Origin of the sequence: Proteus sp. G4380 (assembly GCF_963885725.1) — a bacterium.
In the GTDB taxonomy this organism is placed as follows: Bacteria; Pseudomonadota; Gammaproteobacteria; order Enterobacterales; family Enterobacteriaceae; genus Proteus; species Proteus mirabilis.
On the sequence record NZ_CAWPAV010000037.1, the window covers coordinates 1 to 26,976 of the forward strand.

The window sequence follows — 26,976 nt, forward strand, 5'->3', positions numbered from 1 at the left end:
CTACTCTTTTTATTATATCATTAATGAAATCACGCTCAATATATAATTTTTTTTTACCTATTTTTAAAGTGGAAAAATGGTCACTTCTTTCAATTTCTTGTTCAATTCTTTGATTATCAGTATTAGTACAAGAGCGAACTCCATTCTTCAGTAGAAAATACACATCTTTTTTATTTTTTATTTCATCATTACTTAAATAATTTAATAGAAATTCATAAGGTAAGACGTTAATTAAAGGTATATTAGACATAACCATCACCGAATCATTCATCATTAATATAGTAATTATGATGCTATATTATTCAAATAGCTTTCAAAAATGATAGTTATAACTACTTTATACATATCAAAAAACACTCGTAATAAAAAATTCCGAGTGTTTTTTTGATAATATAAGTCTCTACTATTTCGTCAAATCCAAAGACCTAATATATTCATCCATTTCAGTTTTTAAATTATCAGACTTAGGGCCAAAAATTGCTTGAATACCGGATCCAACCACCACAACACCAGCCGCTCCCAGTCTTTTCAGCTCATCACGATCGACCTTATCAATCTCTTTTACACCAATACGCAAGCGTGTAATACAAGCATCTAAGCTACTGATATTATCTTTACCACCGAAAGCAGCGACTAAAGATTGTCCCATCGCACTTTTATCCGCTTGTTTCGCGTTTTTATCTTCTACTTCTCGCCCTGGGGTTTTCAGGTTGAGTTTCACGATTAAGAAACGAAAAATAGAGTAATAAGTTATCGCATAAAGTATACCAATAATTGGGAATAGATACAGTTTACTGCTATTGCCACTCAATACGATAAAGTCGATTAAGCCATGAGAAAAACTTGTACCGTCACGCATACCTAACAAGATACAAATAACAAATGCTAAACCGGCAAGAATGGCATGAATAACATAAAGAATAGGTGCTACGAACATAAATGAGAATTCAATTGGCTCTGTGATCCCTGTTAAAAAGGCAGTCAATGCCGCAGAAATCATGATCCCACCAACTTTTACACGGTTTTCAGGGCGTGCTGTATGCCAAATAGCAATGGCTGCCGCGGGTAGACCAAACATTTTAAATAGGAAGCCACCTGATAACATCCCCGCAGTTGGATCACCTGCCATATAACGTGGAATATCACCGTGGAACACTTGTCCTGCGCTATTTACATACTCACCCACTTGCATTTGGAATGGTACATTCCAGATATGATGCAGACCAAATGGCACTAACGCACGCTCAACAACACCATAAATACCAAATGCAACGGCTGGATTTTGATACGCTGCCCACTCAGAAAAACGTTGAATAGCAGTACCAATAGGAGGCCAAATAAAGGATAAAAGAATACCGACAAAAATCGCAATCAGACCAGAAATAATAGGTACAAAACGTTTACCTGCAAAGAAGCCTAAATACTCAGGAAGTTTAATACGATAAAAGCGGTTAAACATTGATGCGGCAATAATACCAGCAATGATCCCACCTAGTACCCCCGTATCAGTTAAACGTTGTATTTCAACACTATCAGGAGATAACCCTAAGACCCAAGGTGCCACCACCAGCATGGTTTTTGACATGATGCCATAGGCAACGACGGACGCAAGAGCTGAGACACCATCATTATTGGTAAAACCTAACGCCACACCAATAGCAAAAATCAGTGGCATATTAGAGAAAACCGAGCCCCCCGCTTCTGCCATCACTTGAGAAACAGAGACAGGGATCCATGATAGTCCCGCAGACCCAACCCCTAGTAAGATACCGGCAATAGGCAGCACAGATACCGGTAACATTAAGGATTTTCCAATTTTTTGTAAAACAACAAATAGGTTTTTAAACATCAAGCAGACTCCCGAATATGGGTTGTATGTGTTATAAGTTTTTTATTTGTTTAAAGTTAAGGTAGGTTTATTCAATTAACTTATCTAATAATAAGCTCTATTTATTTTACATCATAAAATAAATCCATTATTGAATATATGATAGCTGTCACGTTTCAGTTCATATCTTTTATCAATAAAAGTAACTTTTTATATTACAACCAGTTATTGAGGAATAAATATTGCGCAAACTACCAAAACTTAAGTAAATAAGTCTTGATAGTCACGACAGGTAAGCAATATTCAAATATCAGAAAGTACAAAATGGTGAGCTAAATCCTCACCGAATTGCTCTAATTCGGGCTTTAGACCACGCCAGCCAAACTGATTAATCAGATGTTGCCATGGCAGATCCCACTTCGCTGTTAAGTTAAGTGGTTGTTGAGTGATCGGATGAATTAAGTTTAGCTGACTTGCGTGTAACATCAAACGATGTGATTGAAAATGATTTACGACCCCACGATTTTGTCGTAAATCGCCATGGGCTGTATCCCCAATAATAGGGTGACGAATATGAGACATATGACGGCGCAATTGATGCTTACGCCCCGTTTCAGGACGTAATTCCAATAAGCTAAAACGCGATGTTGGATAGCGCCCTATCGCCACTTCTTTTTCCACTTTTGCAAGTGGCACACAATGCGTAATACAGTGTTGAATTTTAGGAGGTTGAGAGGCAAATTTGTCAGCGATTTTGTCATGCTCTTCAACAAGTGGACTATCAATTATCATTGGCCCTTCAACATAGCCACGCACAACTGCATGATACACTTTCTCCATTTGATGTTGTTCAAAACAGACTGAAAGTGTTCTTGCAACCTCGGAAGAGAGCGCCATTAATAGCACTCCGGATGTGGGTCTATCTAAACGATGAACAGGAAAAACATGCTGACCAATTTGATCTCTTAATGTTTGCATCACAAACACGGTTTCATGCCTATCAAGCCAACTGCGGTGAACAAGCCAGCCCGCCGGTTTATTCACCGCCACAAGATATTCATCTTGATAAATAATATCTAGCATCATTGACCTTATTGCTTAAATAACGCATCAAGTTCACGAAGGTGATTGAGTAAATCCACATAATCACGCGTCTCATCGTCCTTAAATGCTTCTTCATAATAAGGTGCGATAGCAAAAGCCGTCGGCAATGCCATACCACTGTCAATAAGAGAAGATAAACGAGGGATCAGAACCCATTGCAACCATTCATGCGCCTCCATTGTATCAATACAAAAAGGCTCTGAGCTTGCAAAAGCCTCATCATTAGGCGCATCCAATTGCCATAACCCTATGTTTTTCATCTCTTCTTCAATTAATAACAGTCTTGCTAAAATGTGTTGTTCTGAGGTCATTGTTTATTCCTTACATAAAAACAGAATAAGCATAACATTGGGGCTGAAAGAGTGAAAAGCAAATAGAAAATAAAGGGGCCGTAGCCCCTTTAGACAAGAAGATATGATTATCTAATATAATACCTGCATCCTAGCAGAACCGTTTTATTGTCATCTGTCATCCATGATGATGAAAGTCTATATCTTGTATTAATGGAAATATCCTATTTCCTACATCCTTGATTACTTTCTTTATCACGGTTACCAAATAATCCCTTAGTTGGCGGAGGTAGAATGCCAATAATTGGTTAGTGAAACAACCCACAAAACAAAGGTAATCAATAAAGAAAAACCATCACGAAAAACAATGTATGATTAATCCATTGAAATTATTTAACAAACAAAAAAAGCATTACGCAATATTTGCATTTAGTAAGCTAAAGATGCTCTTTTTGTAAGATATATCTCACAGAAAAAATAGCTAAATGATTACCTTACTTATCAAAAACAGGGGTTAATTTTGTTAAAAATAGTGATAAATTATCTGCAAGCACTTCCCTTTTCTTTTGACCAAAAGTTTCTAGTATTACTTCACCTGAAAGATTACATACAGAAATAATATCGTTTTCAGACGCTGTTGTACCGATAAACAAAGTCGGGGTAAGCTTCAATCGTTTTTGTGTCACAAGATGTCCGATCATGTTCTCTTGTAGGCGAATAAAATCCTCTTCACTCCAAATTTGAAGCAGAGTAAAGTTGAGCGAATCAAAACGGACTTGCATATCACCAGCATATTGCGTAATAAAATAGTCATGTAATTCAGGGCGAATAATAATTCCCATCGCTTTTTCAACTTTTTCTAATTTATCTCGACCCTTAAAAGGCTGTGGTAACCAATAAACCACATTATCTCCGGTACGAGAAATACAAGGAGAAGGAACACCATAAAGCTCATGGCTGGCAGGAGGAAACCCTGACTCTTGTTGCCATAAATCAACATAATTTTGCGTAAGCTGTTTTAATTCAGTGGAAATATCATTCATCGTTATCATCGTCTGTAGGCATAAAAAAGAGAAATATATCCCTTATGTTACCTGATAATACCGGTAATTTTGAGCGCCAATAATAAAGCGTTCATATACTCTTGATATTTCGCTAGTATAATCACGGCTCTTTCCATTTTTTGATGACATTAGGATATCGATTATGTCTTTATATCAGGGAGATAAGGCTCTCGAAGCACTATCATTAGGCAAAGAAACACAATACCACACACACTATGATGCGAGTCTATTACAAGGTGTACCTCGTCGCTTAAATCGAGATTCACTCTCTTTAACTGCTGACAATCTACCTTTTCATGGTGGTGATATCTGGACAATGTATGAGCTATCTTGGCTCAACAGCCAAGGCTTACCTCAAGTGGCTATTGGCCATGTAGAATTAGATGCAACGACAGAAAATCTCATCGAATCAAAAAGCTTTAAGCTCTATCTCAATAGCTTTAATCAAACTCGTTTTGAAAATTGGCACATTGTTGAAGAAACATTACTCAAAGATTTAACTGCTTGTGCTAAAGGCAGGGTGCATCTAACGCTTTACCCACTTTCCCATTTTACCTCACAGCCTATTGTCGATTTTGTAGGAGAGTGCATTGATAACCAACCTATTGAAATTGATAATTACCAATTCGATAGCCAATGGTTAAACGGATCAACAACAGATACACTGGTTGAGGAGACGCTTGTTAGTCATCTGCTAAAATCAAATTGCCTGATCACGCACCAACCTGATTGGGGATCTGTGATGATCCAATATAAAGGCAAAAAAATCGACCGTGAAAAACTACTACGCTATCTTGTATCCTTTAGACAGCATAATGAATTTCACGAGCAGTGTGTTGAGCGAATATTCCACGATATTATGACATTTTGTTCACCAGACACATTAACGGTTTATGCAAGATACACTCGCCGTGGAGGATTAGATATTAATCCTTGGCGTAGTAATTGTGAGTTTGTTCCAGAAACTGGTCGCTTAGCCAGACAATAACGTGAATAATGCCTGTATGTTAATATGATCTATGTTATACAGAGATCAGTTGCACTTCAGTTTGTTATTTCGGGAGAAAAAGGAGTCCTACGTGATAACTCATGTCAGCCCATTAGGTTCCATGGATCTGCTTTCACAGCTAGAAGTTGATATGCTTAAAAGAACAGCCAGCAGTGATCTTTATCAACTGTTTCGTAACTGTTCACTTGCAGTTCTCAACTCTGGTAGCCTTACTGATAGTAGTAAAGAACTGTTATCTAAATACCAAGATTTTGATATTAACGTACTGCGTCGCGAACGTGGTGTAAAATTAGAGCTAGTTAATCCCCCAGAAGATGCCTTTGTTGATGGAAAAATTATTCGCTCTCTACAAGCAAACCTATTTGCTGTACTGCGCGATATTTTGTTTGTGCATGGGCAAATAACCACGGCAAAACGCGACCTACATTTAAACCTTGAAAACAGCGCCCATATAACAAACACCATTTTCTCTATCTTACGTAATGCAAGAGCGCTACATATCGATGAAGATCCAAATATGATCGTTTGCTGGGGTGGACACTCCATCAATGAAACAGAGTATCTTTACGGTAGAAAAGTCGGTAATGAATTAGGGTTACGCGAACTAAATATCTGTACTGGGTGTGGACCTGGAGCTATGGAAGCTCCCATGAAAGGCGCAGCAGTGGGTCACGCTCAACAACGTTATAGAAATAGCCGTTTTATTGGTGTTACAGAGCCATCAATCATCGCCGCAGAGCCACCAAATCCTCTGGTTAATGAACTTATCATTATGCCAGATATTGAAAAACGTCTGGAAGCTTTTGTTCGTATTGCCCACGGCATTATTATTTTCCCAGGGGGCGTAGGAACCGCAGAAGAGCTACTCTATCTACTTGGTATTCTGATGTCACCAGAAAACCAAGAACAAGTACTGCCACTGATTTTAACGGGTCCTAAAGAGAGTGCAGACTATTTCCGAGTACTCGATGATTTTATTGTTAATACCTTAGGTGAAGATGCACGACGTCATTATCAAATCATCGTCGATGATGCGGCTGAAGTGGCTCGTATTATGAAGAAATACATGCCATTGGTAAAAGATAACCGTCGTAGCACAGGGGATGCTTACAGCTTCAATTGGTCAATAAAAATTAATGCGGACTTACAACATCCTTTCGAGCCAACTCATGAAAATATGGCATCACTTAATTTAAGCACGCATCAATCTCCTGAAAAACTGGCGGCTGATTTACGCCGTGCATTTTCCGGTATTGTCGCAGGTAACGTAAAAGAAGTGGGAATGAAGGCGATAGAAGCTCATGGCCCTTATAAAATTCACGGCGAAAGCGATATTATGCGCCGTATGGATATTTTATTGGCGGGTTTTGTCGAACAACATCGTATGAAACTACCTGGTGGTAGTGCTTATCAACCTTGTTACGAGATCATCAGCTAATTAATTATGGTACATTTGCTGATCATTGATGCATTAAACCTGATCCGCCGTATTCATGCGGCATCAGGTTCTTCATGCCTGACAGTGTGTGAACATAGCGTGAATCAATTGCTTAATCACACACGGCCTACTCACGCGGTTGCTGTTTTTGATGAAGATGATAGGGAAAATAGCTGGCGCCATCAGTTATTGCCGGAATATAAAGCAGGCCGCTCGCCGATGCCCGCTGATCTGCACCAACAGCTTCCAGAAATTAAAGCAATGCTACTTAACTTAGGTATAAAAAGCTGGCATTCAGGAGGCGATGAAGCGGATGATGTGGCCGCAACTTTGGCAACAAAAGTCGCTCAAGCCGGACATAATGTGACCATTATTTCAACAGATAAAGGTTATTGCCAATTACTTTCCCCTGCCATACGTATTCGTGACTATTTCCAAAAACGCTGGCTCGATCTTGAATTTATTAATCAAGAGTTTGGTGTTAAACCGACACAATTAACTGATTATTGGGGATTAACAGGCGTTAGCAGCAGTAAAGTTTCCGGTGTCCCCGGTATTGGCCCTAAAAGTGCAACAGAACTTTTGCAACTTTATCCTAATTTAGAGTCACTGTATCAACACATTGATGAAGTGCCAAAAAAATGGCAAACCAAATTGAGTGATAATAAAGAAGTTGCTTTTATTAGCCGCCAAATCACCACACTTCGTACTGATATTCAGTTAAACGGTAATTTACAACAGTTACGTTTAAAATAGTTTAATCAATAAAAAGGCTAACGCTCTGTAATAGAGAATTAGCCTGTTAATGATTTACTCATCAAAAGATGAACTTAACTCTATGAAGTTAAAACTCGCGATCAGGACGATAAGCAGCCCAGATATTTTGGATATGTACCGTGATCTCTTCTCTGTCATGATACAAATGCTTAGCCTGAATTTTAGCATTAATGCCTTTCTCAGCTAATTCAGCTCTAATTTTATCAAGGATATGCGCAACTTCTTCATAACGCTTTTTCATCGGTAATTTTAAGTTGAATATTGCTTCACGACACCATTCATTAACTATCCACGTTGTCATTAATGCAGCCACTTTGGCAGGCTTCTCAACCATATCACACACCAGCCAAGTAATATTCTTTGACGTCGGCTCAAACTTAAAGCCATCAGCTTGATGGTGGCGCACTTGTCCTGTTTCCATTAAAGAAGGAGCCATAGGACCATTATCAACGGCATGCACCATCATGCTACGTTTAACTAATTGGTAAGTCCATCCTCCGGGACACGCCCCAAGATCAACCGCACTCATCCCACTGGCTAAGCGCTCTTCCCACTCTTCATAAGGAATAAAAACATGGAACGCTTCTTCAAGTTTTAAAGTTGAACGACTTGGTGCATCTGCTGGGAATTTTAAGCGGGGGATCCCCATATAGAATGGCGAATTATTAAAGCTATAGGAATAGCCCACGTAACAACATCCCGGAGCAATAAAAAAGACATGGATCACCGGACGACTATAATTTTCAACTTTTAATAAGATCTTTTCTTTACGTAATTGATTACGCAAAGGAACAGTGAATTTACGGCAAAATTTTAATAACTCTTTGCTTTCATTGGTATCAGCGACTTCAACACGTAATTCACCTGCTTTTTCTGTACTACCTTTTAGCTGGTCAATAATGGGGGTAATACGATCTTCTGGTGGTAAGTTCTTTAATAATTCACCACAAACAAATAATTGGCGTGCAAAGATAAGCCCTCTAAAATCCACATCACGAGCAATTTTATCTGCATCACCTTCTTGATAGCATTCAAAAATGACGTAACCACTTCCCTCTTTCACTCGAGAAAAGCCATAAACACCTATTTGTCCTGCCTTATCCGTTATCTCCGCCGCGCACTCTTTTTCAAAACCAGGGCGACAATATAATGCTACTTTATTCATGGCGAGATGCCGGTGTCCTTAGACGCAAAGCGCCAATAAAAATTAAAATCCAACCAATAAGAAAACTAAATCCACCAATTGGCGTAAAATAAGATAATAACCTAACCTGTGTTAGCGCCATACAATAAAGGCTACCACTGAAAAGTAAAATGCCTAAACCAAAGAAAATACCTGCCCAATAAAGCCATAAAATGGTTTTGCGCATTAATATCGCCGCTAACCCTACAAGTAGTAAAGTATGTACGATTTGATAACGCATAGCTAACTGAATATATTCCCAATGCTGTGGCGATAAATGAGGGGCTAATTTATGGGTAGCGAATGCCCCAAAAGCCACATAAAAAAAACCACTGATTGCGGAAAACATAAGCAATGTACGACTATTCACTGTTTATTCCTTCCTGTTAGGAGCTAATTTACCTAAACAAATATTAAGAAGTTGCCAGTAATCCTAATTTTTCCTGTTCATTTGCCGCTTGAGATAAAATCCATTGACGGAAAGCAGCAATTTTTCCTAATTCAGCCTGACTATCTTGGCAAACTAAATAAAAGGCATTTTTACTGACAAGCACATCTTGAAAAGGCCTAACTAATCGACCTGATTCAATTTCACTGCGAGCCATAACATTATTAACTAATGCAACACCTTGTCCATGTACTGCAGCCTGTATCACCATAGAGCTATGGCTAAAGATAGGCCCTTGTTGCACATTAATCTGGTTTTGGATCTCCAATTGACGAACATAAGCTTGCCAATCACGACGCGATGTATCATGTAACAGTGTATGATAAATCAGATCGGACGGGGTTTTTAGTGGTTTTTCACCTGTCAGCAAAGAAGGAGCACAAACTGGAATTAAATATTCGGCGTAAAGACGATCAGTACGCAATCCAGTCCAGTTCCCGCGGCCATAAAAAATAGCCACATCCACATCATCAGCAAGCTTATCTTCTTCGCGATCAACCGCCTGAATACGAACATCAATCCCCGGATAAGCCTGATTAAACCCTGATAACCTCGGTACTAACCACTGAATAGCAAAACTCGGCGACAAGCTCACTGTTAAAGCCCCTTTTGCGCTTCGCGCAAGTAATTTTCTTGTCGCTTCATTAATTGAAGAGAAAATTTCTTTGATATCAAGATAATAACTTTGACCTTCTTCGGTCAGTAACAAAGAACGATTGCGTCTTCTAAATAATTTTAGTCCAAGAAATTCTTCTAATGTTTTAATTTGATGGCTAACCGCTGCTTGAGTCACGAATAATTCTTCAGCCGCTTTAGTAAAACTTAAATGACGTGCTGCCGAATCAAAAACTCTAAGGGCATTTAGTGGAGGTAAACGTTTAGACATATTCTGTTGTGAAACCCCTATTTTGGCTGTTGGTAAACCCTAACGTTAGTTATTAGTTTTTTTTATGCGAAGCATTATAATTTGTCCCTTGATGATTAGCCAGTAAATACCTATAGTACTCGCACTTCCTAAGCCGGAACGAAAAGTTGTGTAGTAGCAATACTGCAAAACTTTTGGCTTTGTGGTTGTGATGTTGTGTTTGCAAGTTGTCTGGAAATTCCAGACTTTGTAGCTGATGCTACTGTTTTTTTTCACTTCCTGTACATTTACCCTGTCTGTCCATAGTGATTTTATAATGCACCGCCAAGGCGGTGCTTTTTTTATATATAATTTTACTCTAACTTCGTAACGCTGACGGACTGCACATCCTATTTTTATGCTAAATGCGCACCTACTTAGCTATTATTATGCTAAAAAAGTGTAACATCTTTTCCCCATAGGCAATAACAGCGCTGAGTAGATAAACATCTATTCCATTTTCGATGCTATAAACAAGCTCACCTTTATCGTGTTACCATAAAAATCTATCGCAATTCACAGTAAACAAATTAGCAATTTCATTATAAATAAATATTATTAACCGTATAATCTCGCGGTTAGATTTTTACTTACTATAACGGCGTTTTCTAGACTGACTAACACAAGCTCATTATGAAACCATTTTCCCCTACTGTTTTTCGCCAACAATTTCCTGCTATTGAGGAAAATATTGTTTATCTTGATAGTGCGGCTACCGCATTAAAACCTGTAGCTATGATTGAAGCTTCAGATGAATTTTATCGCCATAGCTCAGCGACGGTTCACCGTAGCCAATATCAACAAGCTAAAAAGATGACACAACACTTTGAGCAAGCACGTCAGCAAGTCGCTCAATTACTTAACGTCGCAGATAGCGATACTATTATTTGGACGCAAGGCACCACAGGCTCACTTAATCTTATTGCTCAAGGCTATTTCCGCCCACGATTACAAGCCGGTGATGAAATTATTGTTAGCGAACAAGAGCATCACGCCAATCTTATTCCTTGGTTAATGTTAGCAGAGCAGACTGGGGCCAAAATTATTCGCTGGCCGATTGAAGATAACTTTTTACCTTCAATCGCCACACTGACGACATTACTTACGGCAAGAACAAGAGTAGTGGCAATAAGCCAAATGTCGAATATCACCGGTGCACAAATCGCCTTAGATAAAGTTTCTCAATGTGTACATCAATATGATGACTGTTTACTCGTGGTTGATGGTGCACAAGGCATAGCTCATCATGCAACGGATATCAGCGCCCTTGATATCGATTTTTATGCTTTCTCTGCCCATAAATTATATGGTCCCAATGGCCTTGGCGTATGTTATGGAAAGCGCGAACTTTTAGAAGTGATGTCTGCGTGGCAAGGGGGCGGAAAAATGTTAACCACGGCAAGCTTTAACGGTTTTGTACCCGCGGCTATTCCTCATCGCTTTGAAGCAGGCACCCCTAACATAGCTGCTGTAATTGCTTTTTCAGCAACATTAGATTGGTTACAAACGCAAGATATGGCGCAAGCCAATCAATACGCCTTAACTCTGGCAGATAAAGCACAGGCGCGTCTTGAGCAACTGGAGGGTTTTATCAGCTACCGCGCGCCTCATTCACCGGTACTCGCTTTTAATTTTGAGGGTATTCATCACAGTGATTTAGCGGCATTAATCGCGGAACAAGGTATTGCTTTACGCACAGGGCAACACTGCGCACAACCCTTAATCGATGCTTTAACCATCTCTGGCTGTTTACGCGCTTCTTTTATGCCATATAATCAACTTTCTGATATTGATAGGTTAGTTGATGCGGTTAAATTCGCACTGTCCTTATTAAAAGATGAAGATTAAATATGAGTAATAATACACAACACCCTTTTGGTCATGACATTACCTTAGATGGATTATTTCAAGACTTCCAGAAATCTAAATCATGGGAAGATAAATATCGTCAATTGATCCAACTTTCAAGAAAATTACCCGCATTACCTGATGAATTAAAAACAACAGAAAACGAAATCAAAGGGTGCGAAAATAGAGTATGGCTAGGTGTTGAGTTAAACAATGACGGCAAATACCATATTTATGGTGATAGTGATGGGCGAATTGTAAAAGGCTTACTGGCGGTTATTTTAACAACAGTTGAGAATAAAACAGCACAAGAAATAGCCAATATCGATATATTAGCTATTTTTGAACAATTAGGATTGGCTAATCAAATTAGCCAATCACGCACTGATGGTGTCAATGCCATTATTGCGCGATTAACGTCGCTCACACAGACATCTCAACCCTAACAAGTCAATGTGTACAGCTTGTTGTATGGTGGATCAATACGCTTAAATGCTCCAAAGTGCAACTAGGTGACTAGTGCGATTGAGCACCATCAACATCGCTACAACTTGAAGTATCACGAGTACTATTCTAAATAATTTAAGGTGTAGCTAGGCGACAAGTGAATGAGTCGCTAGGAGCATACATCAGTATGTGACTAGTGCGAATAAACACAGTCAACAACGCGACAACTTGAAGTATCACGAGTACTACTCTAAATAATTTAAGGTGTAGCTAGGCGACAAGTGAATGAGTCGCTAGGAGCATACATCGACTAGTGCGAATAAACACAGTCAACAACGCGACAACTTGAAGTATCACGAGTACTACTCTAAATAATTCAAGGTGTAGCTAGGCGACAAGTGAATGAGTCGCTAGGAGCATACATCAGTATGTGACTAGTGCGAATGAATGCGGTCAACAACGCTACAACTTGAAGTATGACGAGTACGTTGCGCCTTAGCTAACATCTTCTTTAATACATGAGAAACGGCAATAAAACCAAAGGAAGCGGTTACCATTGTCACCGCGCCAAAACCCGCTGAGCAGTCCATACGCTTGACACCATCGGCAGTACTTTTGGCCGCACACACCGTACCATCTCCTTGAGGGTAGACTAATTGCTCGGTTGAAAAAACACAATCTATGCCTAATTTACCTTTGCTATTTTTCACAACATTAAAATCAGATTTTAAACGCTCACGTAATTTAGCGGCTAATGGATCTTGAATGGTTTTCGCTAAATCGACGACTTGGATTTGAGTTGGATCAATCTGTCCGCCTGCGCCACCAGTGGTGATAACAGGAATTTTATAGCGACGACAGTAAGCTAATAATGCGGCCTTTGGTCTAACACTATCAATAGCATCAATCACATAATCAAATGAGTTTTGCATCATTTCTGCCACATTATCAACCGTAACAAAATCATCAATACAAGTAACTTTGCATTCAGGATTAATTTGCAAAATTCGCTGCTTCATCACTTCACATTTAGGCTGGCCGACATGCTCTTTTAGCGCATGAATTTGTCGATTGGTATTGGTGACACACACATCATCCATATCAATTAACGTAATAGCGCCGATCCCACTGCGAGCTAAGGCTTCTGCAGCCCAGCTACCAACGCCACCAATGCCGACAACACAAATATGTGCCTGAGAAAAATAATACAGCGCTTGTTGTCCATAAAGACGGCCAATACCAGAAAAGCGTTGCAGATAGGAGTCTGATAATGAATTTTGCATAATGCGATAACAACCTAGATAGCAGAAATAATCATGGCTATTGTTAATCAATAGCCATGGCGTTTGCTCATTTTACCGTTAATATGACAATATAAATAGTCAATCGTTTTACTGTATGGGGTTCAGTAAGGTGGGTTGCGATTTTTTTAATACCCATACACGTCCATAATGATTATAAAAACCCGCCATTTGTCCGGCTTCTTTACCAATACCATGATAAATATCGAAATGATGTCCTTTAATGGCTCCCCCCACATCCAAAGCAACCATTAAACGCATTTGGTATTGTCCAGTAAACTTACCGGTATTATCTAAAATAGGGATTTCCGCTAATAATACGGTTCCTGCGGGGATAATACTTCTATCAGAAGCCACTGACGCTTTAGCAATCAGCGGAATAGCACTTGCCCCTCTTACTGGCGTAAAAGGTTCAGGTTTAAAGAAAACGAAAGAAGGGTTCTGTTCTAATAATTTTCTGACTTCTTGTTCACTATGCTTATCAGCCCACTCTCTAATTGCCAACATTGACATCGCTTCTTTTTCAACTTCACCATTATCAATCAGCACTTTACCAATACTGCGGTAGGGATGACCATTTTTCCCAGCATAACCAAAGAAGGTTAAAGGTTTACCATCACCATAATCGACATAGCCACTGCCTTGCACTTCCATCATAAAGTTATCCATGATGGAGTTACTATAAGCGGCAATTAAAGTGGGGCTTAAAGCACCGTTATAGATAGCCGCTCGTGAAGGCAATTTACCACGCACTTTGGCTGGCATACGGTAGAGCGGATATTTAAAGTCACCTTGTGGCGTTAAACGTGCTTCTAAAACAGGGGTATAATATCCGGTAAATTTTACATTCCCATAATTATCTTCCCCTTCCATTTGAAAGGCTGCGATATTAAATTGACGTAATTGACGCGTATCTGCCCCTGAGCGTAACCAATTTTCCACTGCTTGATAAGTATCTTGATTACTATTGTATAGACGTGAAGATGTTTGATTTATTTGGTTAATTTGTTCAAGGTAATCTGAGCCATTAATGGGCTTGCCTTGCGTATTTGGCGAGTTAACTTCAATAAGATCTTGCTTAAGCTTACCATCTTTATACTGTTGCCCCTGATCTGTTGGACGATGGCAGCCTGTTAAGGCAAGCGCTAATATCCCCAAAAGCAACGATTTTCGCCAAGTAACCATTTTTTACTTATATTCCTACTTTAAAAAGAGTTGATGACAAGAAAGATACCAAAGCCCAATCAAGAAAGATATCGATACAGAAGTGGTTGCGGTTTTTTTAATTATCGGCTTCACCATTTAGTGTGTTATCTAAAGTATAACTGTCTAAAATTACACCTCTATGTATTATTTCTGACCGTTTTTAAAAGAAAATGGCAAAAATTACATAAAAAACTTGCAAGTTATCAGATCCTGAGTATAGTGCCCCTCTGTGGAGACGCGGGGTGGAGCAGCTTGGTAGCTCGTCGGGCTCATAACCCGAAGGTCGTTGGTTCAAATCCGGCCCCCGCAACCAATTCACAACATACGCAGTAAGTTAAAATTTATAGATTCAGTCGCGGGATGGAGCAGTCTGGTAGCTCGTCGGGCTCATAACCCGAAGGTCGTTGGTTCAAATCCGGCTCCCGCAACCAATTTCTATAAATATTTTCGGACGCGGGGTGGAGCAGTATGGTAGCTCGTCGGGCTCATAACCCGAAGGTCGTTGGTTCAAATCCGGCCCCCGCAACCAATCCTTTCCTAATTTTATTTTCTACAAATTCCCATTAAATACTCTCTTAATCCCTACTCTATTTACAATAACCAATATACTCCCTGTTACTGAGTTATGATTTAACTTATTGGATAAAAAATAATAAGTTGTTACCTCTAGTAGAAAATAACTATTTATTTCCCACTAGAAGTCTCAAAAATAAGTTGTAGTTGTATGTAGTTGTATAGCGAGATCAGCCTCGATCAGCTAATGTCAGTTCCCCACCATTAGCAAAATAGGCTTTAATACCTTTGAAAATAGATTCAGCAACTTGTTGCTGGAATTTAGCCGTTTTGAGCTTTCGCTCTTCTTCAATATTACTAATAAAAGCCGTCTCTACTAAAATAGAAGGGATCTCAGGGGCTTTTAAAACCGCAAATCCGGCTTGATCGACCTTATTTTTATGTAGCTTATTCACGCCACCTAATAATTTTAATACCTCACTACCAAATTTTAGGCTGTCATTAATTGTCGCGGTCTGTACTAAATCAAGCATTGCGTGATCAACATAGCGATCACCACTTCGACTCACCCCACCAATTAAATCCGCTTCATTTTGGGTTTGAGCTAGGTAACGTGCGGTATTACTTGTTGCGCCTGTTTTGGATAGCGCGAAAACAGAAGAGCCTCTAGCCGAGCGATTGGTAAATGCATCTGCATGAATAGAGACAAAGAGATCAGCCTGCATTTTCCGCGCTTTCGCTACTCGCACTTTTAAGGGGATAAACACATCCTCATTACGCGTCATATAAGCTTTCATTTTGGCATCTTTATCAATCAAAGCTCTTAAGCGACGGGCAATTTGTAGTACAACATCTTTCTCACGAGTTTTATATTTCCCCATCGCTCCCGGATCTTCACCACCATGGCCGGGGTCAATCATGATAATAATCGGCCTATCTCGTCCTGCTCTTCCGGGCTTACGCGTATCCGTTTGTTCAGGCACTGCTTGTTGTAAATCCCCTTCGTTATATTCACGCAATAGCGCTAATAGCGGATCATCTTCACTCGTCGCCGCATGGCTTGGATAGAAATCGAGCACTAAGCGATTTTTAAATTCAGCAACGGGTTTTAAAGTAAACATTTGTGGCTGAACGGGGGTTTTAATTTCAAACACTAAACGAACCGTAGTTGGGGTATTTTGACCGACACGAATAAGTTTTAAGTAAGGATCGTTTGTTTGCACTTGACTAGCCATACCTTTCAGAACGCTATTCAGTTGGATACCTTCAAGATCAACCACAATTCTATCTGGTGCTGATAACGCAAACTGGCGATATTTCAAGGGTCTACTTGATTCGATAGTCACACGTGTATAAGTCGATGCAGGCCATACCCTGACGGCAACCACTGATGATGTTGCCGCTAAGCCAACAGGACTAACACTTAATAACAATAACGCGCCAATTCCTTTAATAAGACGACGACGTGTTTGATTATGTTCTGAATGACTCATGAAAATATTCCAAAAAAAACGATTAACATCAAAAAGTGCTAAAACAGACGGTCAAAAAATATCTGAACGAAAAACTTTACCGAATCCACACTTCACTGTCACTTAAAAACAGCACAATTACACACTTTTATACAAATATTCTGCCTTCTGTTAAAACAGTAAGATCGGATTTTACTTGCCATTTCCGCTCAAAAAGAATAAAAATACATTAAATGCGAATAAAAATTCACTTGAGAGGGGCTTTATGAAAGAGCGTAGCACCGAATTGGTCGATGGTTTTCGACACTCGGTTCCGTATATTAATGCACATAGAGGTAAAACATTTGTCATTATGCTAGGGGGAGAAGCAATAGCCCATGAGAACTTTCCCTCTATCATTAACGATATTGGTTTATTGCATAGTTTAGGAATACGGTTAGTGGTGGTTTATGGCGCTAGACCACAAATCGATGTGGCTCTTGAAGAGCAAAAAATTTCTCCGCTCTATCATAAACACACACGAATTACTGATAGTAAAACCCTTGAAGTAGTTAAACAATCTGCCGGTACCTTACAACTCGATATTACTGCTCGTTTATCAATGAGTTTAAGTAATACGCCCTTGCAAGGAGCGCATATTAATGTGGTTAGCGGTAATTTTGTCATTGCACAACCTTTAGGTGTCGATGATGGGGTTGATTATTGCCATAGCGGTAAAATTCGCCGTATTGATGAAGAGGCCATTCATCGTCAGTTGGATAACCATGCCATTGTGTTAATCGGCCCTGTTGCCGTCTCTGTTACAGGGGAAAGTTTTAATTTAACCTCTGAAGAGGTCGCAACCCAGCTAGCTATCAAACTTAAAGCACAAAAGCTTATTGGCTTTTGCTCTTCGCAAGGGGTTGTAGATGCAAGTGGCCAGATTGTGTCTGAACTCTTACCTAATCAAGCAGAAGAACGAATTCAAGCATTACAAACTACAGGCGATTATCACTCAGGTACTGTACGTTTTTTACGAGGTGCGGTAACAGCCTGCCGTCGTGGTGTTGAGCGTAGCCATTTATTAAGCTATCAAGCGGATGGTGCCATTGTTCAAGAGTTATTTTCTCGTGACGGTATTGGTACGCAGATTGTGATGGAAAGTGCCGAGAAAGTCCGTCGCGCCAATATTAATGATATTGGTGGCATATTAGAGCTTATTCGTCCATTAGAGCAACAAGGCATTTTAGTACGTCGCTCAAGAGAGCAACTTGAGATGGAAATTGATCAATTCACTATTATTGAGCGCGATAATCTCACCATTGCTTGTGCTGCCCTCTATCCTTATCAGTCTGAAAAAATAGGTGAAATGGCCTGTGTCGCCGTTCATCCTGATTATCGTAGCTCTTGTCGAGGTGAAGTGTTGTTACAACGCATATCAACCCAAGCTAAACAGATGGGGTTAGATAAATTATTTGTGCTCACGACTCGTAGTATTCATTGGTTCCAAGAAAAAGGCTTTACGCCTGCTGAAATCGATAAATTACCTATTGAAAAACAGGCTCTGTATAATTATCAGCGCCGCTCTAAGATCTTAATTTTAGATCTACATAAAGAGTAGTTTTATTAATAAAGTAAAAAAGACAGGCTCCCCCTCTCAAAGCCTGTCTTTTGCTATTCACTATAATTATATTAATTCGTATTAAATTAAAAAATCACTCAGTAACGCAGTTTTTCAACTAATCCACTGCGGCGTTGAATACGTGTTTGGATCGCCATTTTCACCATATATTCAGAAGAATAAAGTGATAGCTTCTGCTTGGCTCGCGTTATCGCCGTATAGAGTAATTCTCGGCTAACAATAGGAGAAAACTGTGTCGGCAATACCAATGCCGTATGGGTAAATTCCGAACCTTGTGATTTATGCACTGTCATCACATAAGCAGTCTCATGTTGCGGTAAACGACTAGGTTGAATAGCTTTCAATGTGCCATCAGGCAACTGAAAGAAAGCTTTCATTTCCCCTTCATCGTTATTAAGCATAATGCCGATATCACCATTAAATAGCCCCAATGTGCTGTCATTACGCTGGATCATAATTGGTCGCCCAATATACTCCCGCTGATAACTATTTATAGGTCGTCGTATCAAGCGTTGGCGATGTAACAGCATCTCAATACGTTCATTTAGTCCTGTGACACCAAAAGGCCCTTCTCGCAAAGCGCACAATAAACGATATTGATTAAAGCTATGAAGGATAGTCTCTGGTGCTGCTTTTTGCGCGACTAACGATAGATAGTGATGATAAGCCTTAGCAACATCTTGAAGCATCTTCATATAGCTCTCATCGGTGTCTAATGAGATAAATTCGATGTCCTGCGGATCGGTATGTTTTTCTCGCTCAGTGCTCTCTTGTGTTACTGTCGCTTTTTTCAGTAACGTCATAGCACTCTTCACTTGTCCTTGATTAACCGCAAAAGCTAATTGACCAATACCTGAATGTGAGCCAAAACGATAACTTTTACGCAATAAACATAGTGAATCACTGACCACCGAAACTGGCTTAGTAGAAGTCGTCATAGAAGCGGGATCTTTCTGTAATTCACCTTGTGTTAAGCGATCAATCTGCTCAAAACGGCGTTGGCTAAACCCCTGATCCGCAAAACGACAAATATCCCCTAAAACAGCTCCCGCCTCTACCGAAGCGAGCTGATCTTTATCTCCCAGAAAAATAACATGGCAATGTTCCGGTAAAGCCTCAATTAAACGCGCCATCATCGGTAAATCCACCATAGAAGCTTCATCTATAACCAAGATATCAAGTTGTAGCGGATTATCGCGATGATAACGAACTTGCTGACTTTCCGGTTGGGCACCTAATAAGCGATGAATGGTTTGCGCTTGATCGGGCATCCATTTTAACTCTTCTTCACTTAGTGCCAATTGCGCTAATGCTTTACCTAATGATTCGGTCAATCTAGCTGCCGCTTTTCCCGTGGGTGCGGCTAGTTGAATAATGGGTTTTTCATTCGCCGTTAGCATGACAAAAGCAGCTAAAATCTTTGCTACTGTCGTGGTCTTTCCTGTCCCTGGGCCACCCGAAATAATCGAAATAGGGCTTGTAATAGCAACCGCTGCGGCGACTTTTTGCCAGTTAGTTTCAGCATGTGTTTTAACGCTTGGGAAAAGTTGATTTAATACGTTTGTTAATTGATTTTCATCGATATCAACCACCCGTTGCTCTTGGCGAAAAAATTGCGCAACTAGCTCTTCATAACGCCACATTCTTTGTAGATAAAGTAATCCGTTATCGAGAATAATAGGTGAAGGTAGATCACTATGGCCTTGATTAACACACTCGCTCTGATTAAGCTCTGCCAGTATTTCTTTCGCTGATGGTTGCGCCATTTTCTGCCAAATGGCTTGTGAAAGCTCGGTGTGTCGTCCATCAAACAATTTATCTTGTTGTATGATATTTAACGGTAAGCAAACATGGCACGCCCCTGTTTGAGCACTGAGATAGGCAAAAATAAACAGTAGGATAGGATTTTCATCTGCCACCAGCATTTGAGCAAAACGTAAATCTAATGGGCGCAATAGGTTTTGTGCAATTGCTTGTTCTAATAATTTAATCATTTGAATTGTTCTCACCCAGCGCGTTCACTTTACTGCCGTTAACCTCAAGCGCTTCCCCTTTAAATAGCGCATCTAATGCCTCTACAAACTTTTCTTCAGGGAGATAGGTATAGACGCCATTGCCCGGGTAGTCAGCATCAATACCACGTAAGAAGAGATAGCAGATCCCACCAAAATGACGTTGGTAATCATAATCAGGTAAGCGTTGTTGTAAAAATCGATGTAGCGCTAAAGTATAGAGTTGATACTGTAAATCATAACGATGATCGCGCATTGCATTGCTCATCGCCTCTTGCGTGTAATCCTCACTCGATTCACCAAGCCAGTTAGATTTATAGTCAACCACATAATACTTGCCCTCCCAACAAAATACTAAGTCAATAAAACCTTTTAGCATGCCTTGCACTTGCTGAAAATTGAGGGCTGGACATTGCGCAGATAAAGGATCGTATTGACGGGTTAATGCTGTTAACTGTGCCGCCGACATCTCCTTTTCAATAGGCAGATAGAATTGTAGCTCATCGAGTTGATGCTCCTTGGGAATATCAGCTAAACATAAGCCTTGCGTATTTAATGGGGTGTGAAAAAGGGTTTCCATCCAAGCCACCAACAATGGCGTCCATTTTTCCTCAAAACCTTGGGCAATAAGTTGCTCTTGCATCCAACTTTCATCAATAGGCTGTGAAAAATCAAGCTCTTCAAGCAAACTATGTAAAAATGTCCCCGCGACTGCACCACGAGGGAAGTGATGAATAGAGAGTTCATCGCTGTGTTGCGCTGTTTTCTCACCTTTAGCATCGGTATCTAAGCCCGGTGCGATAGATTGTACCAAGGCATCCAAATCAGCACTATCAAATAGATATCCACGAGCAGAGTGTTGTGCCGTTAATCCCGAATAACTGGTGATACGCCAATTATCATTAATTTTTCGCTTAAATATGGCGGCATCTAAAGCAATATCCGTTGTATGTGGAGATTGATATCGATGCGTTGAGGTATCACCTAACGTGATCACTTTTATATTGTCATCAAGCAATTGATTAATGGATTGATGTAATAGCTCACTATTACCCTCTTCCCCATGCTGCAACAGATATCCCAGCGCATTTTTATGCAAATCAGTTAATCCTGACTTACGTTTATTTCCTTTAACCAAAGGCGCAACACCAACATAACAACAAAATTTCGCCCGAGTTAATGCCACATACAACAAGCGTAAATCCTCTGCCAATCGCTCTTCATCAGCAAGACGCACGCTATCAGGTTGATTAAAAATATCTAGTTTTGCGTAAAATTCATCTCTATCATGATAAAGCGCGCCCTTTTGTTCTTGATAATTACAGGCAAAAGGTAGGCAAACAATGGGATATTCCAATCCTTTAGATTTGTGAATGGTACAAATTTGCACTAGATTTTTATCACTTTCCAAACGCATTTGCTGACTTTCCGCTTGTGCATCTGGTCGAGAAATTTGCTGGGCTAACCAACGAATAAGGGCGTGCTCGCTATCAAGCTGTAATGATGTTTCTTGTAGCAACTCACCAATATGCATGATATCGGTTAAACGTCGTTCTCCTGCTTGGCTTGCGAGTAAGTTCTCAGCGATTTGGTTTTCTATCATGACTTTACGTAGCATAGGTAACACACCACGTTTTTGCCACAAGACAAAATAATCAGCGAATTGCTCCACATAGCGGTTCCAACGCTGTTCATCTTGATTAAGTTCGTCAATTTGTTGTGCGTTAAATCCAAACAGTGCACTGGCAAGAGAAGCTCTTAACACCCGTTCTTTTTCAGGGGTTACCACTGCTTGTAGTAACCAAAGTAGATCTTTGGCTTCATTGGTTTCAAACACACTTTCTCTATTGGATAAAAATACTGATTGGATAGATAACAGATCTAATGCATCTCTGATCAATAATGCTTCTCGGCGACTACGCACTAGCACCACAATATCGGCAGATGTAACAGCGCTTTTATTATCTTGTTCGATTAACCAAGCTTGTTGATTGTCACCGGCTGATAACCAGTCACGAATTTGCATCGCACATTGCGAGGCCATTAATTGTTCATAATTACCAGTTGAAAGGCTTTCACCTTCAGCTAACCAAAAATTTAATGGGGCAACCGTTTTTTGCTGGTAAATAAACTTCATATGCTGATTTTTTTCAGCCGAATTGACCTCAATAAAAGGAATATGATCAAACAAAAAAGGGGTTTTAGAACGTAAAAACAGTTTATTAACTGCACTTACCATACCCGGAGCCGAGCGCCAGTTAGTATTCAATGTATAGTGGTGATCGGTTTGTTGCCTTGCCCGAATATAGGTAAAGATATCTGCACCACGAAATGCGTAAATGGCTTGTTTGGGATCACCAATAAATAGCAAACCACTCTCTGTATGCTCACCATAGATAGTATCAAAAATACGATACTGCTGAGGATCGGTATCCTGAAATTCGTCAATCATCGCGACGGGATAACGTTGGCGAATAGCATCTGCTAATGCTTCGCCGCCTTCTCGTTGCAATGCCTTATCGAGACGCGTTAACAGATCATCAAATCCCAACTCACCACGACGCATTTTTTCATTTTCTATCCCTTGGCGTATTTCAGGAATGGCATTGGCAATGATCACATCACGTAACGTTAAACTTTGTTGGCAAAGTAGTTCGATTTCCGCAAATAAAGCGTGCTCAGGCGCAGCACCCTTTGTAGTTTTTTCATGTAGGGTTGCTTGCGAAAAACGACTTAAACAGTCAGGTAACTGATAACTTTTGGTTTCGAGTGGAGTGGCCCATGCGGTGATTTCATCGATCCATTTAGGTAAGAAACGACTACTGTAACTGCGTTTATCAACACCAGATGAAGTTATCCAATCTGCAATTTCATTGCAATGATGACGCCATAGTGCTTTAACTTTATCAATGGCCTCAATGACTGCTTGATGACGCTGTTCAACAGTCTCTTTTTTAGCGTCGAAATCAATACCTTGAATTTCGGGGCATTCACCTTGTAAATAGGGTTGAATTTCATACAGCAGTTGCTCAGGGCCAGACCAAATTTCGCTTACCGCATAGGCAACATCATAAGAAAGGGGATAACAGTGCCTGCGCCAAAAATCAGCGCAGACACGTTTTTTTAACTCATATTCATCTTGGATCAACACCTGTTCAAACAATACACCAGATTCAAAGGCGTTAGTGGCTAACATGCGCTGACAAAAACCATGAATAGTATAAATGGCGGCTTCATCCATTTGACGCTCAGCTTCTAGTAGCCATTGCGCCGCCACCATTTTATTCGGGATTTGATCTAATAATATTTGGTAAGCGTTATTGTCATTTTCTACTTGATGACGGATACAGGCTAGCCTTAACTGATGAATATTTTGACGAATACGGGCGCGTAATTCATCCGTTGCCGCTTCGGTAAAAGTAACGACTAAGATCTCTTCAACACTTAAGGGGCGATGAAATGCTGACTCGCCCCCTAATCCAAGCAGTAATCGTAAATACAATAACCCTATAGTGTATGTTTTCCCTGTTCCCGCAGACGCCTCAATGAGGCGTCTTTGATACAAAGGAAGTGTATAGGGATCTAATACCTGTGCCTGTATCACTTCACTCACTCTTTAATTTCCTCAACAGGTAATGTTTTTTGTAATTCACTCACGGTTGAATAGATTTTCCACTGTTTATTTTGCGCATAATCAGCGTTGTTACCCTCTTTCCCGATTATTTGTGAAACAAACACGAGTCCTGTCGGTTTAATTATCGCTTTTTCATAAAATTCGATCGCTTGTTTTAGCGTTACCTTATTCAGTTGGGCTAAAAACTTCTCACGACCATCATATTTTAAGTTATTACGATAGAAATCATTACGATAAAGAGAAACCTCTTCATAAAATGTTTGCGGTGGTTGTTTTACTTCATCAATAATGGCTTTTTTATATTGATTAAATTCAGCTTCACTTAGCTTTTTCAAGCGATCATAAGCTTGTTGATAAAATGCATGATAGCGCTCATTGAGATAAACTGGTGGTTTAGCATTACTTTGCAGTAAAAAGCCTAAACCGGACTGCTCACCCATTGAAGCTTGGAAAGCAAAGACCGCATAACCTAATTGCTCTTCTGTTCTGAGTTGTTCAAAGAACCAAGGATGCACGATAGAGGATAATACTGATGTAATTGCTTTTCCTTGTAGACGCTCATAGCCAACAGGGATAAACAATTCACCTAGCGCATTATCGGTGCTTTTAGATTTATTTTGGAATGTAACTTGATTTAATTTATCAAAAACTAATGTGTCGCCAATCCAATATTCTGTTCCTTTATTACCTAATAATGCCTGTGCCGATTTAACTATCTCACGGCTCTGCTCTGGCGTTAAATTACCGATAATTAATGCTTGAAGCGCTGCATTTTCAATGACATCACGACGATTATCTTTAATATCTTGTAACGTTATCGACTCTAACGCCTTAAGTTTATCGGCTTCTTCATAATAAGGGATCGTATTTAAGCGACGGGCAGGTAACATTGCAGCATCATACGCTTTAAGGTTATGCGTCACTTCCAGTTGTTCACGATACCAAGATTTAGCTTGATCAAGCTCTTGCTGAGTGGCTTCAAACGTTATATAGCTTTTTAGTGTGGCATTTACTAGCTCTGGTAAATGTTGAGTATAACCATTGACTGAGAAATCGACTCCACGCCCAGAAGAAGAGGAGATATTCATGCCGGCAACAGAAGCTTGATAAGCCAGTTCACTAGACGTTAGATCAGCAAGGTAATTGGTCAATGTTTGTATAACTTGCTGTTTAACTGTGCGATCTGCATTTTTATTCACTAAACTTAACGTCACACTGGCTTTCGGCTCATCAGAAAAATAGTGCGATGGCATATAGAATAACCGAGCATGACTGTCTTGCCATAATAGTTGAGGCTTAGTGATGTTACTATCAGCATCAATAAGTGACAGATTATCAGGAATATAAGGGTTTAGTGTCGGTAATGACAATGAGATGTCGCTGGCTAATTCCTGCCATGAAGCTAATTGCTTCGCAGTAATTTTATCCACTTGATAAGGTGCATGAACAAAATAAGCTTGCTTATTTGAAGGCTCATTAGGGCTAATCACCCAAATACGCGCATTTTCTGGTGTAAGCGATCCTAGACGAGAAAGGATCGCAGAAGGTTGATAGTCATCGGCAATAAAATCTGCATTAAGAATATTTTTAATCGGATAACGCAGCATCATATCGGAGATATCTTCAATATAGTTCATATCTCTAACAATAGAGCCATAGCGGAATGAGAGGTCAAGCACATTGGCTATTTCTTTAAAATAGCGCTCACTGACCCCTTTATTTTGGATCAGTTGAATATAAGAAAATATCGCTGAAATAACTTTATCTTTCTCAGCAAGGCCTTTGTCTGTTAAAGAAACATAAATGGTAAATGAACCTTGATTGCGATCGATATAGGATTCAGATGAAGCACTAATATTCTCTGCTAATCCTTGCTCTTGTAACCAAGTTGCTAGTGTTCCCGTGCTACGATTGCTAATAAGGTAGCCAATATATTCATCTGATTTACTGCGAAAATCGGCAAGATTATTATCAATACCAAATTCGATTTGTAAGGTTTTTTGTGGCTGAGCTGGGACTAAGTGGATCATTATCCCTTTTTCTTTTTCTGTCATCGCAGGCACCGTCGTTACTGGTGCTTGGGTGTTTTTATTAGGAATACGGGAAAAAGTATCAGCCGCTAATTTAGCGAGTTCGTCCAGTGATTTATTACTATAAATCACCCCATTCATTAAGTTACCAGAATAGTATGTTTGATAGAATTTCACTAATTCATCTTGTAATTTACTCTCTGGCTTATCACTTAATGTTTCTAAGTTTCCTCCCATAAAACGAGAGCTTGGATGAGCCGGATTCAAGGTTTCAGCTCTCACTTGCCAAAAACGCATTCCATCGCGGGAGCGAGCCATGGTTAATTCCGCATTAACCGCATTACGTTCACGATCAGCATATTTAGGATCAAGTAATGGCTCCGCTAATGCATCTGCCAAGCGATCAACTGCTTCATTAATGGCACTATTTTCAACTTCTAAATAAAATGCGGTGCGGTAAGTGGTTGTGCTGGCGTTATGAGAGCCACCATTTTTATTTAAAAACTCTGTCAGATCCCCTGATTTTGGGTATTTGGTCGAGCCCATTAACACCATATGTTCTAAATAGTGGGCAAGACCTTGTTGGCTATCTGGATCTTCTAATGCACCGACAGGCAGAGCAACGGCTGTTAATGATTTGACCGCTTTTTTATCTGAAACCAGTAATACGGTCATATCATTAGCTAATTTAATAGCCTGATAATCACGTGGATCACTTTCACTTTTTTCAATGCTATCCGGCAATACTTGCCAAAGTGGATCTGTTGCGAAGCTGTTGATACTGACTAGCATCAATAGCAACATAATCCAAAGTTGCGATAAGTATTTTCTCATCTGATATGAGCTC

19 protein-coding genes, 3 tRNA genes and 1 pseudogene are annotated in these 26,976 nt (G+C 39.8%); 9 read left to right on the top strand and 14 right to left on the bottom strand.

The annotated features are described in order from the left end of the window. The 5 genes and pseudogenes from AACU98_RS02575 to syd all read right to left on the bottom strand — a co-directional run. A pseudogene (locus AACU98_RS02575) lies at window positions 1–250 on the bottom strand (hypothetical protein); the annotation flags it as partial. Between the two features lie 153 nt (window positions 251–403). After that, complete coding sequence (gene ptsG / locus AACU98_RS02580) at window positions 404–1,849, bottom strand: PTS glucose transporter subunit IIBC (RefSeq protein ID WP_004250245.1); 1,446 nt, start codon at window positions 1,847–1,849, stop codon at window positions 404–406. 282 nt (window positions 1,850–2,131) lie between these two features. Then, window positions 2,132–2,911 carry a tRNA pseudouridine(65) synthase TruC gene (gene truC / locus AACU98_RS02585; protein WP_049201208.1) on the bottom strand — a complete coding sequence of 260 codons (780 nt, stop codon included), beginning with the start codon at window positions 2,909–2,911 and terminating at the stop codon, window positions 2,132–2,134. Between the two features lie 8 nt (window positions 2,912–2,919). Beyond that, complete coding sequence (locus AACU98_RS02590) at window positions 2,920–3,243, bottom strand: YqcC family protein (RefSeq protein ID WP_004245488.1); 324 nt, start codon at window positions 3,241–3,243, stop codon at window positions 2,920–2,922. 473 nt (window positions 3,244–3,716) lie between these two features. Continuing rightward, on the bottom strand, window positions 3,717–4,265 hold the full coding sequence (gene syd / locus AACU98_RS02595; protein WP_161735467.1) for a SecY-interacting protein: 549 nt from the start codon (window positions 4,263–4,265) through the stop codon (window positions 3,717–3,719). A 163-nt stretch (window positions 4,266–4,428) separates the two neighbouring features. Between syd and queF the strand changes: the two genes are divergently transcribed. The 3 genes from queF (at window position 4,429) to xni (ending at window position 7,489) form a co-directional block, all read left to right on the top strand. Next, window positions 4,429–5,274, top strand: a complete 846-nt coding sequence (queF, locus tag AACU98_RS02600; protein WP_004245492.1) for an NADPH-dependent 7-cyano-7-deazaguanine reductase QueF — start codon at window positions 4,429–4,431, stop codon at window positions 5,272–5,274. 91 nt (window positions 5,275–5,365) lie between these two features. Next, window positions 5,366–6,733: a nucleotide 5'-monophosphate nucleosidase PpnN gene (ppnN, locus tag AACU98_RS02605; RefSeq protein WP_004249505.1), complete on the top strand. Its 1,368-nt coding sequence runs from the start codon at window positions 5,366–5,368 to the stop codon at window positions 6,731–6,733. A gap of 6 nt (window positions 6,734–6,739) precedes the next feature. Next, window positions 6,740–7,489 carry a flap endonuclease Xni gene (gene xni / locus AACU98_RS02610; protein ID WP_004245494.1) on the top strand — a complete coding sequence of 250 codons (750 nt, stop codon included), beginning with the start codon at window positions 6,740–6,742 and terminating at the stop codon, window positions 7,487–7,489. Between the two features lie 88 nt (window positions 7,490–7,577). On the opposite strand, the gene rlmM is transcribed toward xni, so the two are convergent. Genes rlmM through AACU98_RS02625 form a run of 3 tightly spaced genes read right to left on the bottom strand, consistent with a single transcriptional unit; the run spans window position 7,578 to window position 10,027 of the window. Further along, window positions 7,578–8,675 carry a 23S rRNA (cytidine(2498)-2'-O)-methyltransferase RlmM gene (gene rlmM, locus AACU98_RS02615; RefSeq protein ID WP_004245495.1) on the bottom strand — a complete coding sequence of 366 codons (1,098 nt, stop codon included), beginning with the start codon at window positions 8,673–8,675 and terminating at the stop codon, window positions 7,578–7,580. Then, window positions 8,668–9,063 (bottom strand): DUF423 domain-containing protein, encoded by a 396-nt coding sequence (locus AACU98_RS02620; RefSeq protein WP_004245496.1) that lies wholly within the window; start codon window positions 9,061–9,063, stop codon window positions 8,668–8,670. The genes rlmM and AACU98_RS02620 overlap by 8 nt, the downstream gene beginning before the upstream one ends. Window positions 9,064–9,106: 43 nt before the next feature. Further along, on the bottom strand, window positions 9,107–10,027 hold the full coding sequence (locus AACU98_RS02625; RefSeq protein ID WP_004245498.1) for a transcriptional regulator GcvA: 921 nt from the start codon (window positions 10,025–10,027) through the stop codon (window positions 9,107–9,109). 651 nt (window positions 10,028–10,678) lie between these two features. On the opposite strand from AACU98_RS02625, the gene csdA reads away from it, so the two are divergent. Then, a complete protein-coding gene (gene csdA, locus AACU98_RS02630) occupies window positions 10,679–11,893 on the top strand; it encodes a cysteine desulfurase CsdA (protein WP_012368309.1) in 1,215 nt (404 codons plus the stop codon). A gap of 2 nt (window positions 11,894–11,895) precedes the next feature. Then, window positions 11,896–12,339, top strand: a complete 444-nt coding sequence (csdE, locus tag AACU98_RS02635; protein ID WP_004245500.1) for a cysteine desulfurase sulfur acceptor subunit CsdE — start codon at window positions 11,896–11,898, stop codon at window positions 12,337–12,339. A gap of 435 nt (window positions 12,340–12,774) precedes the next feature. Here the strand turns inward: csdE and tcdA are convergent, their stop codons facing one another. Both tcdA and mltA read right to left on the bottom strand, forming a co-directional pair. Further along, window positions 12,775–13,623, bottom strand: coding sequence for a tRNA cyclic N6-threonylcarbamoyladenosine(37) synthase TcdA (tcdA, locus tag AACU98_RS02640; RefSeq protein WP_004245501.1), 849 nt, complete (start codon window positions 13,621–13,623; stop codon window positions 12,775–12,777). 108 nt (window positions 13,624–13,731) lie between these two features. Further along, a complete protein-coding gene (gene mltA, locus AACU98_RS02645) occupies window positions 13,732–14,826 on the bottom strand; it encodes a murein transglycosylase A (protein WP_004245504.1) in 1,095 nt (364 codons plus the stop codon). 257 nt (window positions 14,827–15,083) lie between these two features. Between mltA and AACU98_RS02650 the strand changes: the two genes are divergently transcribed. From AACU98_RS02650 to AACU98_RS02660, 3 genes are all read left to right on the top strand, one after another. Next, a tRNA-Met gene (locus AACU98_RS02650) sits at window positions 15,084–15,160 on the top strand. Window positions 15,161–15,201: 41 nt separating this feature from the next. Then, window positions 15,202–15,278 (top strand) — tRNA-Met (locus AACU98_RS02655). 21 nt (window positions 15,279–15,299) lie between these two features. Next, window positions 15,300–15,376 (top strand) — tRNA-Met (locus AACU98_RS02660). A 214-nt stretch (window positions 15,377–15,590) separates the two neighbouring features. On the opposite strand, the gene amiC is transcribed toward AACU98_RS02660, so the two are convergent. Further along, on the bottom strand, window positions 15,591–16,853 hold the full coding sequence (gene amiC / locus AACU98_RS02665) for an N-acetylmuramoyl-L-alanine amidase AmiC (protein WP_004245505.1): 1,263 nt from the start codon (window positions 16,851–16,853) through the stop codon (window positions 15,591–15,593). A 244-nt stretch (window positions 16,854–17,097) separates the two neighbouring features. On the opposite strand from amiC, the gene argA reads away from it, so the two are divergent. After that, complete coding sequence (gene argA, locus AACU98_RS02670; protein ID WP_004249500.1) at window positions 17,098–18,432, top strand: amino-acid N-acetyltransferase; 1,335 nt, start codon at window positions 17,098–17,100, stop codon at window positions 18,430–18,432. A gap of 98 nt (window positions 18,433–18,530) precedes the next feature. Here argA and recD read toward each other — a convergent pair whose 3' ends face one another. From recD to ptrA, 3 genes are read right to left on the bottom strand one after another with little or no spacing between them, the layout of a single operon-like run. Beyond that, on the bottom strand, window positions 18,531–20,447 hold the full coding sequence (gene recD / locus AACU98_RS02675; protein WP_161735469.1) for an exodeoxyribonuclease V subunit alpha: 1,917 nt from the start codon (window positions 20,445–20,447) through the stop codon (window positions 18,531–18,533). Next, complete coding sequence (gene recB, locus AACU98_RS02680) at window positions 20,440–24,078, bottom strand: exodeoxyribonuclease V subunit beta (protein WP_161735471.1); 3,639 nt, start codon at window positions 24,076–24,078, stop codon at window positions 20,440–20,442. Before recB ends, recD begins: the two co-directional genes overlap by 8 nt. After that, on the bottom strand, window positions 24,075–26,963 hold the full coding sequence (ptrA, locus tag AACU98_RS02685) for a pitrilysin (RefSeq protein ID WP_012368315.1): 2,889 nt from the start codon (window positions 26,961–26,963) through the stop codon (window positions 24,075–24,077). The genes recB and ptrA overlap by 4 nt, the downstream gene beginning before the upstream one ends. Window positions 26,964–26,976: the final 13 nt, after the last annotated feature.